This window comes from Streptomyces abyssomicinicus, from assembly GCF_008974245.1.
Lineage (GTDB): Bacteria > Actinomycetota > Actinomycetes > Streptomycetales > Streptomycetaceae > Streptomyces > Streptomyces abyssomicinicus.
The window spans coordinates 182,064-197,222 of record NZ_BBZI01000012.1 but is presented as its reverse complement, the minus strand read 5'-3'; the positions used below and the strand labels follow the sequence as shown (position 1 = coordinate 197,222).

12 protein-coding genes are annotated in these 15,159 nt (G+C 74.1%); 5 read left to right on the top strand and 7 right to left on the bottom strand.

Going from position 1 to position 15,159, the window contains the following annotated elements:
* Positions 1-8 precede the first annotated feature (8 nt).
* Both GBN72_RS28155 and gad read right to left on the bottom strand, forming a co-directional pair.
* Positions 9-878: a class II glutamine amidotransferase gene (locus tag GBN72_RS28155; RefSeq protein ID WP_151774764.1), complete on the bottom strand. Its 870-nt coding sequence runs from the start codon at positions 876-878 to the stop codon at positions 9-11.
* Positions 879-1,093: 215 nt separating this feature from the next.
* Complete coding sequence (gene gad, locus GBN72_RS28150; protein ID WP_151774763.1) at positions 1,094-2,515, bottom strand: glutamate decarboxylase; 1,422 nt, start codon at positions 2,513-2,515, stop codon at positions 1,094-1,096.
* Positions 2,516-3,002: 487 nt separating this feature from the next.
* Between gad and GBN72_RS28145 the strand changes: the two genes are divergently transcribed.
* Complete coding sequence (locus tag GBN72_RS28145; RefSeq protein WP_151774762.1) at positions 3,003-3,578, top strand: dihydrofolate reductase family protein; 576 nt, start codon at positions 3,003-3,005, stop codon at positions 3,576-3,578.
* A gap of 49 nt (positions 3,579-3,627) precedes the next feature.
* On the opposite strand, the gene GBN72_RS28140 is transcribed toward GBN72_RS28145, so the two are convergent.
* The 5 genes from GBN72_RS28140 to GBN72_RS28120 are packed head-to-tail and all read right to left on the bottom strand — an operon-like array spanning position 3,628 to position 8,367.
* Positions 3,628-4,281, bottom strand: coding sequence for a 3-oxoacid CoA-transferase subunit B (locus GBN72_RS28140; protein WP_151774761.1), 654 nt, complete (start codon positions 4,279-4,281; stop codon positions 3,628-3,630).
* Positions 4,278-5,060 carry a CoA transferase subunit A gene (locus GBN72_RS28135; protein ID WP_151774760.1) on the bottom strand — a complete coding sequence of 261 codons (783 nt, stop codon included), beginning with the start codon at positions 5,058-5,060 and terminating at the stop codon, positions 4,278-4,280. Before GBN72_RS28135 ends, GBN72_RS28140 begins: the two co-directional genes overlap by 4 nt.
* 2 nt (positions 5,061-5,062) lie before the next feature.
* Positions 5,063-6,268 carry a fumarylacetoacetase gene (fahA, locus tag GBN72_RS28130; protein ID WP_151774759.1) on the bottom strand — a complete coding sequence of 402 codons (1,206 nt, stop codon included), beginning with the start codon at positions 6,266-6,268 and terminating at the stop codon, positions 5,063-5,065.
* Between the two features lie 30 nt (positions 6,269-6,298).
* Positions 6,299-7,171, bottom strand: coding sequence for a hypothetical protein (locus GBN72_RS28125; RefSeq protein WP_151774758.1), 873 nt, complete (start codon positions 7,169-7,171; stop codon positions 6,299-6,301).
* Entirely contained in the window at positions 7,168-8,367 is a 1,200-nt protein-coding gene (locus GBN72_RS28120) for a homogentisate 1,2-dioxygenase (protein WP_151774757.1), read from the bottom strand. Before GBN72_RS28120 ends, GBN72_RS28125 begins: the two co-directional genes overlap by 4 nt.
* A gap of 274 nt (positions 8,368-8,641) precedes the next feature.
* Here GBN72_RS28120 and GBN72_RS28115 point away from each other — a divergent pair, with 274 nt between their 5' ends.
* From GBN72_RS28115 to GBN72_RS28100, 4 genes are all read left to right on the top strand, one after another.
* Positions 8,642-9,334: an IclR family transcriptional regulator gene (locus GBN72_RS28115; RefSeq protein ID WP_246212966.1), complete on the top strand. Its 693-nt coding sequence runs from the start codon at positions 8,642-8,644 to the stop codon at positions 9,332-9,334.
* 87 nt (positions 9,335-9,421) lie between these two features.
* Positions 9,422-10,099, top strand: coding sequence for an IclR family transcriptional regulator (locus GBN72_RS28110; protein WP_151774756.1), 678 nt, complete (start codon positions 9,422-9,424; stop codon positions 10,097-10,099).
* Positions 10,100-11,211: 1,112 nt separating this feature from the next.
* A complete protein-coding gene (locus GBN72_RS28105; RefSeq protein ID WP_151774755.1) occupies positions 11,212-13,542 on the top strand; it encodes a cytochrome P450/oxidoreductase in 2,331 nt (776 codons plus the stop codon).
* A 129-nt stretch (positions 13,543-13,671) separates the two neighbouring features.
* Entirely contained in the window at positions 13,672-15,024 is a 1,353-nt protein-coding gene (locus tag GBN72_RS28100; protein ID WP_151774754.1) for an MFS transporter, read from the top strand.
* Positions 15,025-15,159: the final 135 nt, after the last annotated feature.

The following is a 15,159-nucleotide window of genomic DNA, read 5'->3' as shown; positions in this document are numbered from 1 at the left end:
GGCGGCCTTCAGGCCGCCTGCTGGGACGCGGCCGCGGCGGGGCGCAGGTCGTCGAGGGTCAGCCGGTGGGCGGGGGGATCGGGCAGGGCGACCTGGCTGGTGACGCGGAGACCGGGGTCCACACGGAGCAGTTCGCCCGGTTCCATCGCGCGCCAGTGGGCGTCGTCGTCCATGCGCTCGCTGGCCACGACGACGGCCGGGTGCTCGGCGAGGGCCGAGGAGTGGACGCGCATGCGGCCGTTGCTGCCGCTGTGGTCGAGGTGCCGGTCGCCGTGCACGCCGCCGGCCCGGCGCTCGAGGACGTACAGCTCGTGGGTGTCGGGGTAGCGCAGCGCCCACAGTTCCCGCGGGCCGACGAGGATCAGGTTCAGGGCGTAGACGGGCAGGTGGGCGGCGATCCAGCGGGCGGCCTGCCGGATGCCCTCGGTGACGTCGCCGTCGTGCCGCCGGGTCTCCCGGGTGATCAGGGCGAAGAACCGCTCGGAGTCGGTGTCGCCCCGCACCCGCGAGCGGTCCTCGCCGAGGTGGCCGTCGAGCATGTCGAGTCCCTCGATGACGCCGTTGTGCGCGAAGAGGCGCCCGTCCTGCTCGAAGGGGTGGGTGTTGCGCGCGTCGAGGCTGCCGGTGGACGCGAAGCGGATGTGGGCGATGAAGGTGGACGACTCCTCCTCCCGGGCCTCCTGGGCGAAGGCGCGGTCGCGGTAGGCCGCGATGGGCGCCTTGTCGACGCGTGGGGCGCCGTCCGCGGTGAAGTGGCCGAGGCCGGTGCCGTCGGGGTCCCGGTGGCTCTGCCGGCTGAGGCTGTCGGGGGCGTCGAGGAGCCAGAAGGTGGCGTGCGTACGCTGTGGGGCGCTGCTGAGGCCGAGAAGACGGCACACGGCCTTCACCTCCGTGGGGTCGGCCGGCCCTTCGCGGTGCACGCCGCGTGGGGCCGGCGGTTCGGGGTCCGCCGCCGAGCGGTTCGGGGTCCGTCGTCCATGACGCCTGGGTCCGTCGTCCATGACGGCCCGGGGTCGATGACGGCCTGGGGTCGATGACGGCCTGGGGTCGATGACGGCCTGGGTCCGTGGTCGATGACGGACGGGATCGGTCGTCAATGACGGCCGGGGCGGCGGGGGTTGCGGGTCTCCGCGCCGTGGGCGAAGCCGCCGGCCTCCTCGTCCCGGTGGGGGTGGTGCTGGGTGTCCAACCGGGGCAGGAGGCGGCGCAGGTCCGCCAGGAGGAGGTCGGCCAGGTCGTGGCTGAAGCCGTTGCGGACCACGATGCGCAGGGCGGCGAGGTCGGTGCGGTCGGCGGGGAAGGTGTACGCGGGCACCAGCCAGCCGCGTTCCCGCAGGGCGGCGGAGACGTCGAAGACGCTGAAGTGGTCGATGCCCTCGCGCACCCGGAAGGCGAACACGGGGATGTCGCTGCCGTCGGTGATCAGCGTGAAGGGGCCGAGCCGGGCGATCTCCCCGGCCAGCCGGGTGGCGACGTCGCGGCAGGTCTGCTGGACCCGCCGGTAGCCGTCGAAGCCCAGGCGCAGGAAGTTGTAGTACTGGGCGACGACCTGGGCGCCCGGCCGGGAGAAGTTCAGCGCGAAGGTCGGCATGTCGCCGCCGAGGTAGTTGACGTGGAAGACCAGGTCGTCAGGCAGGGCGTCGGCGTCCCGCCACAGGGCCCAGCCGACCCCGGGCATGACGAGGCCGTACTTGTGGCCGGAGGTGTTGATCGAGGCGACCCGCGGCAGCCGGAAGTCCCACCGCAGGTCCGGGTCGAGGAAGGGGGCGATCATCGCGCCGGACGCGCCGTCGACGTGGATCGGGACGTCGTGTCCGGTACGGGCCTGGAGGTCGTCCAGGGCCGCGGCGATGGCCTCGACGGGCTCGTAGCTCCCGTCGAAGGTGGATCCGAGGACGGTGACGACGCCGATGGTGTTCTCGTCGCACCGCGCGACCGCCGTGTCGGGCGTGAGGTGGTAGCGGTCGCCCTCCATGGGCACGTAGCGGGGTTCGACCTCGAAGTAGTCGGCGAACTTCTCCCAGCAGATCTGCACGTTGCCGCCCATGACCAGGTTGGGCCGGTCGGTCGCCCTGCCCTCGGCACGGCGGCGGTGCTGCCAGCGCCGCTTGAGCGCCAGCCCGCCCAGCATGGCCGCCTCACTCGATCCGGTGGTCGAGCAGCCCATCGCCCGATGGGGGTCGTCGGCGTGCCAGAGCCGGGCGAGCATGCGCACGCAGCGGGCTTCGAGTTCCGCGGTCTGCGGGTACTCGTCCTTGTCGATCATGTTCTTCTCGGCGCACTCGGTCATCAGCCGCATCGCCTGGGGTTCGGCCCAGCTGGAGAGGAACGTCGCCAGGTTCTGCCGGGCGTTGCCGTCGAGCATCAGCTCGTCGTGAACCACCTGGTAGGCGGTGTCCGGCTCCATCTCCCCGTCCGGCATCGCGAACCGGGGCACGCGTACGGGTTCACGGCTGAACACGGGGTTGATCTGCAGGTCACGGCTCTCGCCGTGGGCATCGTGCCGGACCGCCATGCGCACTCGCCCTCTCCGCGGGGATGGGTATGCCTGCGGCGGGAGTCCCCTGTGGTGCCCGTCGTGAACCTGGCCGGGCCGCGCCGGCGGCTTCCGCTTGCGGAACGCCGTCCGCCCGCGCGGCCCTTCCGCGCGCCGGACGGCGGCGTCCCGGCAGGGGGCGAGCGGCGGTCGCGTTCCTCCGGCCTGGATCACCTGTCGGCACGGACGGCGACTTTTTTCACCCGTACGGCCGATGCCCCGTCGGGCGCGGGTCCCGTCCCGCCCCGGACGTCCACGGGCACCGCGATGCCCGTCGGCGGCCTGCCATCCGGGTGGTCGGGGACACGCGTGCCGGGTGCGGCGCCGGGTTGTACCGGCGTGCCGCAGGCGCGGGGTGCGACGGTGGGCGAAGCCCGGCCCCGCCCCACGCCCCCGCCCCGGCGCCTCCCCGCGCCCCGCACCGTGCCCCCGTGCACCGACCGGCCGATCACGCCCGAGGAGAGCCATGCCCGCCCTGTACACGTTCGACGTCTTCTCCAGTCTCGACGGCTACGGCGCCGCCGGCGGTGACTGGACCGGCTACTGGGGCAAGCAGGGCCCGGAGCTGCTCCATCACCGCCACGCCCAGTACAGCGTGGAGCAGCGGTTCGTCATGGGGGCGAACACCTACCGGGCCTTCGCGCGGTTGCTCTCCTCGGACACCGAGGAGCCGGGGGTGCACGACGCGTGGGTCACCCGGCTGCGGAACCTGCCGGCGACGGTGGTGTCGACGACGCTGGAGGCTCCCCTCGACTGGCGGGACGCGACGGTCGTGAGCGGTGACGCCGTCGACGTGGTGGCCCGGCTCAAGGAGGAGTCCGAGCTGCCGTTGCGCTCGCACGGCAGCCTGTCGATGAACCGGGCGCTGATGGCGGCCGGTCTGGTCGACCGCCTCCAGGTGACGGTCTTCCCGGTGATCACCGGCCGGACCGGCCTGGATCCGGTCTTCCGTGGCGCGGAGGACTTCGACCTGGAGCTGATCGAGAGCCGTACCCTCGACGGCCGCGTCCAGGAGCTGGTCTACCGGCCCGTCCTCCACTGACCCCGTCCGCCGCCCCGCCCCACCACGTCGCGGCAGGGCGGGGTCGGCGTCAGACGGTGGCCGGGCCGGTCACCGGGGCGAGGACCGGCGCGGCCGTGCGGTCGCGGAGTTCCCGCTCGGTGACGCCGGGGGCGAGCTCGACCAGGCGGAAGCCCTCCTCGGTGACGTCGAGGACGCCGAGGTCGGTGATCACGCGGTCCACGCAGGCCCGGCCGGTGAGCGGCAGGGCGCAGGACTCCACGAGCTTGGCCCCGCCGTCCCTGGCGGTGTGCTCCATGAGGACGATCACCCGGCGGGCGCCGTGGACCAGGTCCATGGCTCCCCCCATGCCCTTGATCATCTTCCCGGGAACGGCCCAGTTGGCCAGGTCGCCGCGGGCGGAGACCTGCATGCCGCCGAGGACGGCGACGTCCAGGTGGCGGCCCCGGATCATGCCGAAGCTGAGCGCCGAGTCGAAGTAGGAGGCGCCGGGGAGGACGGTGACGGTCTCCTTGCCGGCGTTGATGAGGTCCGCGTCGACGGCGTCCGGCGTGGGGTAGGGGCCGGTGCCGAGGATGCCGTTCTCCGAGTGGAGCACGACGTGGACGCCGTCGGGGAGGTGGTCGGGGATCAGCGTGGGCAGGCCGATGCCGAGGTTCACGTAGGCGCCGTCGGGCAGTTCGCGGGCTGCGCGGGCGGCCATCGCGGTACGGGTCCAGGTCATCGGGCGGCGCTCCCTTCGGCCGCGTCGGCGGCCTCGCGCACGGTGCGCTTCTCGACCGGCTTGGCGTTCCGGCGGCGTACGGCGACCACGCGCTGGACGTAGATGCCGGGCAGGTGGACCTCGGCGGGGTCGATCTCGCCGGGCTCGACGAGTTCCTCGACCTCGGCGACGGTGATCCGGCCGGCCATGGCGCACAGCGGGTTGAAGTTGGCGGTGGTCTTGTCGAACACGAGGTTGCCGTGGCGGTCGCCCCGGGAGGCGCGGACCAGCGCGTAGTCGGTGGTGACCGCCTCCTCCAGGACGTAGCTCCGTCCGCCGAACGCGCGGACCTCCTTCGCCGGGGACTCGACCGCCACCGAGCCGTCGGCCGCGTACCGCCAGGGCACGCCGCCCTCGGCGACGGCGGTGCCGACCCCGGCGGGGGTGTAGAAGGCGGGGATGCCCGCCCCGCCGGCCCGCAGCCGTTCGGCGAGGGTGCCCTGCGGGACGAGTTCCAGTTCCAGTTCACCGGCCAGGTACTGACGGGCGAACTCCTTGTTCTCCCCGACGTACGACCCGGTCACCCGCGCGATCCGGCCCGCGCGGAGCAGGATGCCGAGGCCGTGGTCGTCGGTGCCGCAGTTGTTGGAGACCACCTGCAGGGCGTCGGCGCCCTGGTCGTAGAGCGCGTCGATCAGTTCCTGCGGCACGCCGCAGACACCGAAGCCGCCGACGGCGAGGCGGGCGCCGGCGGGTATGTCGGCGACCGCCTCGGCCGCCGTCGCCACCGTCTTGTCCATGTTCACGCCTCCACGGCGGGCAGGACGCGGCCGCTGACCTCGCCGAAGCCGATGGTCGCGCCGTCCGCGCCGGGGGCGGTGGCGGTGATGGTGACCTCGTCGCCGTCCTCGAGGAAGGTGCGCTCGGTCCCGTCGGGCAGCGCGAAGGGCTCGGCGCCGCCCCAGCTCAGCTCCATGAAGGAGCCGCGCTGGTCCGCCTCCGGGCCGGAGACGGTGCCGGAGGCGTAGAAGTCGCCGGTGCGCAGGGAGGCACCGTTGACCGTCATGTGGGCCAGCATCTGGGCGGGGGTCCAGTACATGGTGGCGAACGGCGGGGTGGCGACCAGGTGTCCGTTGAGGCGGACCTCGAGGGTGAGGTCGAGGCCCCAGTCCTCCTTCTCCGCCAGGTAGGGGCGCACCTCGTGCTCGCGGGCGGGCGGTGCGACGCGGGCGGCCTCCAGGGCGTCCAGCGGGACGACCCAGGGGCTGACGGAGGTGGCGAAGGACTTGCCGAGGAACGGGCCGAGCGGGACGTACTCCCAGTTCTGGATGTCGCGCGCCGACCAGTCGTTGACGAGGGTGACGCCGAAGACGTGCTCGCGGAAGTCGTCGGCGGCCACCGGGCGGCCCAGTGCGGAGGGGGTGCCGACGACGAAGCCGACCTCGGCCTCGATGTCCAGGCGGGCGGACGGGCCGAAGCCGGGCAGGGCCCCGGCCTCGGCGGGCCGCTGCTGGCCGCGGGGGCGGACCACCGGGGTCCCGGAGGGCACGAGGGTGCCGGCCCGGCCGTGGTAGCCGATCGGCAGGTGCTTCCACTGCGGGGTGAGCGGGTCGCTGTCGGGCCGGAACATGCGGCCGATGTTGGAGGCGTGGTGCTCGGAGGCGTAGAAGTCGACGTAGTCGGCGGCCTCGAAGGGCATGCCGAGGGTGACGTCCGCCTGTGCGAACAGGTGCGGCTCGACGGCGGCGCGGTGGGCCTCGTCGGCGAGCAGGCGGGTGATCTCCGCGCGCACCTCCTGCCAGCGGGGGCGGCCCTGCGCCATGAAGGCGTTGAGCGAGGCGTGGGCGAAGGTGTCGTCGCCCAGGGCGGCCGCGAGGTCGAGGACCTGCGCGCCGATGGCGACGCCGACGCGGGCGGCGCCGCCGGCCTTCGGCGTGAAGACGCCGTAGGGGAGGTTCTGGATCGGGAACGGGGAGCCGTCGGGGACGGGGACCCAGGTGGTGGTCATCGGTGGTCCTTCACAGCGGGTCGATCCGGGTCAGGAGGGGGAGCCGAGGAGGAGTTCGGCCTCGCGGACGGGGGCCGCGGTCGAGCAGGAGCCGTAGGAGACCAGCGCGCGGCGCGCCGCCGCGGCCTCCGCTCCGGTCGTCTTCCGCGCCAGGGCGGCGAGTTCGCCGGCGTCCTCCGTCTCCAGGACGCGCCGCACCGCGTCCTGGTCGCCGCCGTTCGCGGCGGTCGCCGTGGCCGTGGCCGTGGCGAGCAGCAGGTTGAGGTACCCGTGGTGGGTGAAGCCGGTCTCGGGTGAGGTGTGGCGGACCGCCTGGTGGAGGCCGGCGGTCGCCTTGAACGGCACGCCCGCCGCGACGCAGGCGGTGATGAACGAGGCCACCTGCTCCGTGCTCGGGAACAGCTCGGCCCGCACGCCGCCGCAGCGGAGCTTGGCGCCGAGCGGGCGGACACCGGCGTGCCGGGTGAGCGCGGTGAGCAGCGGCTCGGGGCGGGCCTGCGCCACCGGCTCCGCGTACAGCGGGACGTCGGCGGGCACGTCCGTCAGCTCGGCCGACACGGCGTCCAGGGCGGACGCCTCGTCCTCGCCGAAGGCGGCGAGCGGCACTTCGAGGAGCGCGAGCCGCAGCCGCGGGTCGGCGGCGGTCTCCGCGCACGCCGCCGCCAGGCCCTCGGGGCCGCGGTCGGCGATCAGGCCGAGCTCGAACACCTCGTCCTCGCGCAGCAGTTCGCGCAGCTCGCCGACGCGGGAGGCGGGGACCAGGAAGCGGTGGGTGTGCATCGCCCCACCGGCCGCCGCGTCGGCGCGGTGGCGGGCGACGGCCCGGTCCATGGGGAGCGCGGTGGGCGGGAAGAGGCCGGCGTCGTCGACGAGCCGGTCCAGGAGCGCGGCGGGGGCGGTCATACGCGGCGGCCTCCCGCCCAGCTCCAGGCGTAGACGCCGTCGTCGCAGGCCTGGCCGCCCTCGCCGAGCTCCAGCGGCCGGAAGGTGTCGACCATGACCGCGAGTTCGTCGAAGAACTCGGCGCCGATGGACCGCTCGTACGCTCCCGGCTGCGGCCCGTGGGCGTGGCCGCCCGGGTGCAGGGAGATGGAGCCCTGGCCAATGCCGGAGCCCTTGCGGGCCTCGTAGTCGCCGCCGCAGTAGAACATGACCTCGTCGGAGTCGACGTTGGAGTGGTAGTACGGCACCGGGATGGCCAGCGGGTGGTAGTCCACCTTGCGGGGGACGAAGTTGCAGATGACGAAGTTGTCGCCCTCGAACACCTGGTGGACCGGCGGCGGCTGGTGGATCCGGCCGGTGATCGGCTCGAAGTCCGCGATGTTGAAGGTGTACGGGTAGAGGCAGCCGTCCCAGCCGACCACGTCGAACGGGTGGTGCGCCTGCACGAAGCGGGTGCCGACGATCTCCCCGCCCGAGCCGCGGTGCTTGACCAGGACCTCGACGTCCGTGCCGTCCTCGCGGATCAGCTCGGTGGGGCCGTGCAGGTCGCGCTCGCAGTACGGGGCGTGCTCGAGGAGCTGGCCGTACCGGGAGAGGTAGCGCCTGGGCGGGGCGATGTGGCTGTTGGCCTCGACGCAGTAGGCGCGCAGCGGCTCCTCGCCCTGCGGGACCCACCGGTGGGTAGTGGCGCGGGGGATGATCACGTAGTCGCCGGCGCGGACGGTGAGCACACCGAAGACGGTCTCCACCCGGGCGGCGCCGGACTCGACGTACACGCACTCGTCGCCGACGCCGTTGCGGTACAGCTTCGAGGCCTTTCCGGCGACGACGTAGGAGATCCGCACGTCGCCGTTGCCGAGGACCAGGCGCCGGCCCTCGACCACGTCGGTGTCCCGCCAGGCGTCGCCCTGGAAGAGGTCGTGCAGCTTCAGGTGGCGCGGCTTCATCGGGTGGTTCGGCACCGTCCGGGTGTCCGGCAGCTCCCACACCTCGGATCCGGTCATCGCGGACGGGATGTGGCGGTGGTACAGCAGCGAGGAGTCGGAGGAGAAACCCTCCTCCCCCATCAGCTCCTCGAAGGCGAGGGCGTCGCCTTCGGGACGGAACTGGGTGTGCCGCTTCGCGGGGACGGCGCCGAGGCTGCGGTAGTGGGCCATGTCCCGGCCTCCTTTCGGATCGGTGCTCCGTGGTTCAGCGTGCGTCGGTGGGGGCGTGCCCGGCGGACGGCTCACCGGCGTCCGCGCCGAGGTCCTCCGTCCCGCCCGCGCGGAGGACGGCCACGGCGCGACCCGAGCGGTGGTGTTGCAAATACCGAAACACGTCGTTGTGCATGTTGAGACACGATGCGAGCGGTAGGGTCGTCCCGTCAAGGGGGCAGCGGGAGATCGTCCCGTTTTCCCGAGTCGTCACACCCGGTGGGAGAGGTGGGAAGTGGCCGCGGAGGGGTCGCAGACGCTGGAGCGGGGTCTCATGGTGCTGCGCATGATCGCCGAGGAGCCCGCGGGCCTGACCGCCAGCGAGGTCGGGGCCCGGCTCGGCGTGCACCGCTCGGTCGCCTACCGGCTGCTGGGCGCGCTGGTGCGGCAGGGATTCGCGGCCAAGGACGCCGCGAACCGCTACCGGGTGGGGCTCGCGTTCTTCACCCTGGCCGAGCTGACCCGGCCGCCGCTGCTGGACGCGGCGCGGCCCGTGCTGCGGGACCTGGCGGCCGAACTCGGCGTCACCGCCTGCCTGGTGGTGCCGGAGGGGGACGACGCGGTGGCCGTCGCCGTGGTCGAGCCGCCCGGTTCGGGCGCGCGGCTGTCCTACCGCGTCGGCAACCGCGACCCGCTGGACCGCGGCGCCGGCGGCCTCGCCCTGCTGGCCGCGCTGCCGCAGCGGCCCGGCGAGGCCGAGCGGGTGGCCGAGGCGCGGACTCAGGGGTACGCCCTCACCCGTGAGGAACTCATCCCGGGCGTCTTCGGCGTGGCCTCCCCGGTCGTCCGCCGGCCGCACGAGCAGCCCGCCGCCGTCACGACGCTCACCCACCGCGAGGACCTCGCCGAGCGGGCCGTCCCGGCCGTCCTGGCGGCCGCCGAACGCCTGACCCGGGCGCTGGCCGCCCCGGGGCCGCGGGACCGCTGACCCGGCGGGCCCCCCGGTACGGGGTTCGCGGGGCGTCGCGGGCTACTGTCTGACCAGACGCCGGACGGCAGGAAGAGACGCGGAGACATGAGCAACACGCTGCAGACCTTGGACCGGGGACTGCGCGCGCTCGAGGTGATCTCCCGTGCGCCGAACGGCGTCACGGTGGCCGACCTGGCGAAGGAACTCGACGTCCACCGGGCCATCTGCTACCGGATCGTGGCGACGCTGCAGGAACACCTCCTGGTCACCCGCTCGGAGGAGGGCAGGCTCCGGCTCGCCGTGGGCATCGGCGTCCTGGCCTCGCGCTTCGAGCAGGGCTTCGCGGTCGAGGCACGCCCGGTGCTGGCCGCGCTGGCGAACGAGACCGGCGCCACCGCGTTCGTCTCCGCGGCCGAGGGCCAGGACTGCGTGGCCGTTCTCGTCGCCGAGCCCGAACACGCGCTGCTCACGGTCGGATACCGCATAGGCAGCCGCCATCCGCTGGACCGGGGCGCGGCGGGGGTCGCCATTCTCGCCGCCCGGCCCGAGTCGCCGTCGGATTCCGAGGCGGTGCGGCAGGCGCGCGTGAACGGCTACGCGCTCACCCGGGGCGAGCTCGAGCGTGGCGCGGTCGGCCTCGCCGCCGGCATTCCCTGCCGGAACCGGTTCGGGACCACCGAGCGCAGTGTGGGCGTGGTGGCCCTCGACGGTCTCGACATCGAGGCCGCCTCCCGCGCCGTCATCCGCACGGCCGGCCACCTGGAGCGCGTCCTCTCCGCCTGACCGACCAGGCCCCCGCCTTCCACCGGACCACCCTCGCCGGCCCCGCCGCCCCCGGCCGCTCCCCGCCGGGCCCCCCGGTCCCCAGCCGCTCCCGGCCGGGCCCGGGTCGCCGGGCCCGGCCCCGGGTCGCCGGTCGCCGGTCGCCGGTCGCCGGTCGCCGGTCGCCGGACCGATCCTCGCCGGCCTCGCCCTGCCAGGTCGGCCGTCGACGCACCCGCGCGGCTCCGCCCCGGCACCCCGCCCCTCACCGCCCTCCGACCCGGTTCCCCCCGCGCAGCCCACCGCCGCCCGGCCCTCGGCGCCCGGCCGTCGTCCACCGGTGCGAACCCATCGCCGCCCCGCCCGCACCCGGCGAACCGTGCCTCAACGGGCCTGCGCGCGCCGCGCCGCCCCTCGCCGGGCCGGCCCGACCCCCCGCCAGGACCGCCCTGACGAGCAGATCCGCCCCGGCACCCCGCCCCTCACCGCTCTCCGACCCGGCTCCGCCCCACCCCACGCACCGCCGGTCGGACCCCGCGCCCGGCCCGCCGCCCACCGCCCGGGACCCGGCGCCGCTCCACCCGGACCTGACAGACCGGTCCTCGACGGACGCGCCTCTGCCGGGCCACCGCCTGCCGGGCCTGCCCTCGCCGGACCGGTCTTCGCCGGACCGGTCTTCGACGGACCGGTCTTCGACGGACCGGTCTTCGACGAGGCGGTTCGCGACGGGCTGCCTGTGCCGGGCCGCCCCGCGCCAGGCCGGTCCTTGACGGGCGGGACCGGCCCGGGGCACCTCCTCGCCCCGTCCGGCCCGGGCCCGGTTCCGCCCGCCCGGCGCGCTGCCGGCCGGACCTCCGCCGACCGGGTCGGGGCCCGCGCCGACCGGGCCGGGGCCGGAGCGCCCCGCCCGCCCGGGCCCAGCCGCTCGGCGGTGACGGCACCGCGCCCCACCTGGGGCTTTACCCCGGGTGAGGGACACCCCCCGCACACACGTCCTCCCGCGCGACCCTTGACGCCGTCCGGGCCGCCTCATACTGTGCGCTGCGTTCCATAACCGAGACGACCTGTTCAGTATTGGTAAAAGCCCAGGTCGTGAATGTTGAGGCGATTCCATGAACGCAGAGTCGTGTCCGATGACAGGCCTGGTGTCGCGCGCCGACACGGAACCCACGGCCACCAGCACGGCCACCGGCCCCGGCGGCTGCCCCGTCTCCGCCCGCGCCGCCGCGTTCGACCCGTTCGGCGACGCCTACCAGCAGGATCCGCCGGAGGCCGTGCGCTGGTCGCGACAGGAGGAGCCGGTCTTCTACAGCCCGGCCCTCGGCTACTGGGTCGTGACGCGGTACGACGACGTCAAGGCCGTCTTCCGCGACAACATCCTCTTCTCGCCGTCCATCGCGCTGGAGAAGATCACCCCGGTCTCCGACGAGGCGACCGCCACCCTCGCCCGCTACGGCTACGGGATGAGGCGGACCCTCGTGAACGAGGACGAGCCCGAGCACATGCCGCGCCGGCGGCTGCTGATGGACCCGTTCACGCCCGCCGAACTCGCCCACCACGAACCGATGGTGCGGCGGCTGGCCCGGGAGTACGTCGACCGGGTCGTCGACTCCGGGAAGGCGGACCTGGTCGAGGAGATGCTGTGGGAGGTGCCGCTGACCGTCGCCCTGCACTTCCTCGGGGTCCCCGAGGAGGACATGGCGACCCTGCGCGAGTACTCCATCGCCCACACCGTCAACACCTGGGGAAGGCCCTCACCCGAGGAGCAGGTCGCCGTCGCCGAATCGGTCGGCAAGTTCTGGCAGTTCGCCGGCACCGTCCTGGAGAAGCTGCGCAAGGACCCCGACGGACCGGGCTGGATGCCGTACAGCATCCGCGCCCAGCGGGAGCAGCCGGACGTCATCACCGACTCCTACCTGCACTCGATCATGATGGCCGGAATCGTCGCCGCCCACGAGACGACGGCCAACGCCGCGGCCAACGCGGTCAAGCTGCTCCTGGAGAACCGCTCGGTCTGGGAGGAGATCTGCGCCGACCCGTCGCTGATCCCGAACGCCGTCGAGGAGTGCCTGCGCCACTCCGGTTCCGTCGCCGCGTGGCGCCGCCTGGTCACGGCGGACACGACCATCGGCGGCGTGGCGGTCCCCGCGGGCGCCAAGCTGCTCATCGTCAACTCCTCCGCCAACCGCGACGACCGGCACTTCGAGGACGCCGACGCCTTCGACATCCGGCGCGAGAACGCGGGCGACCACCTCACGTTCGGCTACGGCAGCCACCAGTGCATGGGCAAGAACCTCGCCCGCATGGAACTCCAGGTCTTCCTGGAGGAGTTGACGACGCGGCTGCCGCACATGGAGCTCGTCCCGGAGCAGCGGTTCACGTACGTGCCCAACACCTCCTTCCGCGGCCCGGAGCACCTGTGGGTGCGGTGGGACCCGGCGGCCAACCCCGAGCGCGGCGACCCGTCGGTGGTGGACCGCCACCGGCCCGTGCGGATCGGTGAGCCCGCGGCCCGCCGGATCACCCGCACCGTCACGGTGGAGGCGATCGATCGGGACACGGACGACGTCGTCGTCGTGACGCTGGCCGAGGGCACGGGGAAGGCGCTGCCCGCCTGGACGCCCGGCGCCCACGTCGACCTGGACCTCGGCGGCCTCTCCCGCCAGTACTCCCTGTGCGGCGATCCGGAGGACCGGCACCGCTACCGGATCGCCGTGCTGCGCGAACCCGACGGCCGCGGCGGCTCCCGCCACGTCCACGAGCGGCTCGCCCCGGGCGACACCCTGGCCCTGCGGGGCCCCCGCAACCACTTCCGCCTCGACCCGACGGCTCGGCGCTACGTCCTGGTCGCCGGGGGGATCGGCATCACCCCCGTCATCGCGATGGCCGACCGTCTGCGCGCGGCGGGCGCCGACTACCGGCTGCACTACTGCGGGCGTTCCCCGGAGGCCATGCCGCTGCTCGAGCGGGCCCGCCGCGACCACGGCGCGCGCCTGAGCGTGCACTGCGGCTCCGACGGCACCCGGCTCGACGTCCCCGCCCTGCTCGCCGAGCCGGAGGACGGCGTCCAGATCTACGCCTGCGGACCCCGGCGGCTCCTCGACGCCCTGGCGGAGCACACCGCCCACTGGCCCGAGGACGCCCTGCACGTCGAGCACTTCACGGCTGAGCACCGGAGCCTGGACCCGCAGCGGGAGCACGCCTTCGACGTCGAACTCGCCGACTCCGGCCTCACCGTCCGCGTCGCCCCGGACCGGACCGTCCTCGCCGCGCTGCGCGCCGCGGGCGTGGACGTGCAGAGCGACTGCGAGGAAGGACTCTGCGGCTCCTGCGAGGTCCCGGTCCTCGACGGCGCGGTCGACCACCGGGACAGCGTCCTCACCAGGACCGAACGCGCCGCCTGCGACCGGATGATGACCTGCTGCTCCCGCGCCACCGGCGACCGCCTCCGCCTGGCCCTCTGAGAACCCCGGCCCACTCCGCGTCCGCCGGCGGCTCCCGCCCCGCCGCTTCCGCCGGCCGCTCCCGGCCACCCCGAACCCGCCACCGCGCCCTGCCTCCGCGCGGACCCGGCCGCCCGAAAGGTACCGACAATGACGTCACTGGTGGACCGAACCGCCACTCCCCCCGCTCCGCCGCAGGCCTCGGCCTTCCGGCGGGTCCTGATCGGCAGCATGGCCGGCTCCGTGCTCGAGTGGTACGACTTCGCCGTCTACGGCATCCTGGCCGCGACGGTGCTCGGACCGCTGTTCTTCCCCTCGGGCGACGGCATCGTCGGCCTTCTCCTCTCCTTCGCGACCATGGGGCTCGGCTTCGTCGCCCGCCCCCTGGGTGGCATCGTCTTCGGCCACCTCGGCGACCGCCTCGGCCGCCAGCCCATGCTCGTCATCACCTTCCTGCTGCTGGGCGTCTCGACCGCGGCGATCGGGCTGCTGCCGACCTACGAGCAGATCGGGGTGTGGGCGACCGCGCTGCTGGTGCTGCTCCGCATGGTCCAGGGCTTCGCGCTGGGCGGTGAGTTCGGCGCCGCCGTCCTCATGGTCAGCGAGTACGGCGAGCCCCGGCGGCGCGGTTTCTGGGCCTCCTGGCCGCAGGCCGGGGCGCCGCTCGGCACCGTCCTGGCCACCGTCCTCGCCTCGGTCGTCGGGGCGCTGCTCCCCGACGGCGCCTTCGACACCTGGGGCTGGCGCCTGCTCTTCCTGGCGGCCCTGCCGCTGCTGGCGATCGGTTTCTGGATCCGCCGCGGCGTCGAGGAGTCCCCGGTCTTCCGGCAGGCCCAGGAGCGGGCCGAGGAGCGCACCGCCGTCTCCGGCACCGCCGCCGCCTCCGGACGCTCGAGCGTCCTGCAGGCCCTCGCCCGGCCCCGCGCCGTCCTGCACGGCCTGGGCATGCGGCTCGGCGAGAACATCGCCTTCTACATCTACACGGTCTTCGTCATCGCGTACGCGACGACCTCCTTCGACTACGCGCGCGAGGACGTCGTCCTGGCCGTGGCGTTCGGCTCCGCGGCTCAGTTCCTCGGCATGATCGGCGGCGGCCACTGGTCGGACGTGGTGGGCCGCAAGAAGGCGATGCTGACGCCCGCGGTGCTGCTGGTGGTGTGGGCGCCGGTCTTCTTCTGGATGGTGCAGCGCGAGAGCCTGCCGCTGCTGTGGACCGGCGTGTGCGTCGGCGCGTTCCTCCACGGTGTCCTCGCGGGCGCCGAGGCCGCCTGGATCACCGAGCTCTTCCCGACCAGGTACCGTTTCGCCGGCTCGTCGCTCGTCTTCCAGGGCTCGTCCATCATCGCCGGCGCCCCCGCTCCGCTCATCGCGGTGTGGCTGGTCACCTCGTACGGGGTCGGCACGGTGATCGCGTACCTCGTCGTCACCATGCTGGTCACCATCGTCGCGGTGGCGACCAGCCGCGAAACACGCGGCACCGACCTCGAGGCCGTCGAGTCCTGACCACCCGTCCGCCGCACCCCGCGTCCCCCTCCGCGCCACGAGCCCGGAGGGGGACGCGGCGCGTGGCGGCCCGCCCCGCCCCACCCCGGCCCATCCGTCCGACGGGACGGGACGGGGTCGCGTCTCGGGGCACGC

Coding starts and splice junctions, on each gene's coding strand:
- gad (WP_151774763.1), bottom strand. CDS start 2,515: ATGGCGGTCCGGCACGATGCCCACGGCGAGAGCCGTGACCTGCAGATC.
- GBN72_RS28145 (WP_151774762.1), top strand. CDS start 3,003: ATGCCCGCCCTGTACACGTTCGACGTCTTCTCCAGTCTCGACGGCTAC.
- GBN72_RS28140 (WP_151774761.1), bottom strand. CDS start 4,281: ATGACCTGGACCCGTACCGCGATGGCCGCCCGCGCAGCCCGCGAACTG.
- GBN72_RS28135 (WP_151774760.1), bottom strand. CDS start 5,060: ATGGACAAGACGGTGGCGACGGCGGCCGAGGCGGTCGCCGACATACCC.
- fahA (WP_151774759.1), bottom strand. CDS start 6,268: ATGACCACCACCTGGGTCCCCGTCCCCGACGGCTCCCCGTTCCCGATC.
- GBN72_RS28125 (WP_151774758.1), bottom strand. CDS start 7,171: ATGACCGCCCCCGCCGCGCTCCTGGACCGGCTCGTCGACGACGCCGGC.
- GBN72_RS28120 (WP_151774757.1), bottom strand. CDS start 8,367: ATGGCCCACTACCGCAGCCTCGGCGCCGTCCCCGCGAAGCGGCACACC.
- GBN72_RS28110 (WP_151774756.1), top strand. CDS start 9,422: ATGAGCAACACGCTGCAGACCTTGGACCGGGGACTGCGCGCGCTCGAG.
- GBN72_RS28105 (WP_151774755.1), top strand. CDS start 11,212: ATGACAGGCCTGGTGTCGCGCGCCGACACGGAACCCACGGCCACCAGC.
- GBN72_RS28100 (WP_151774754.1), top strand. CDS start 13,672: ATGACGTCACTGGTGGACCGAACCGCCACTCCCCCCGCTCCGCCGCAG.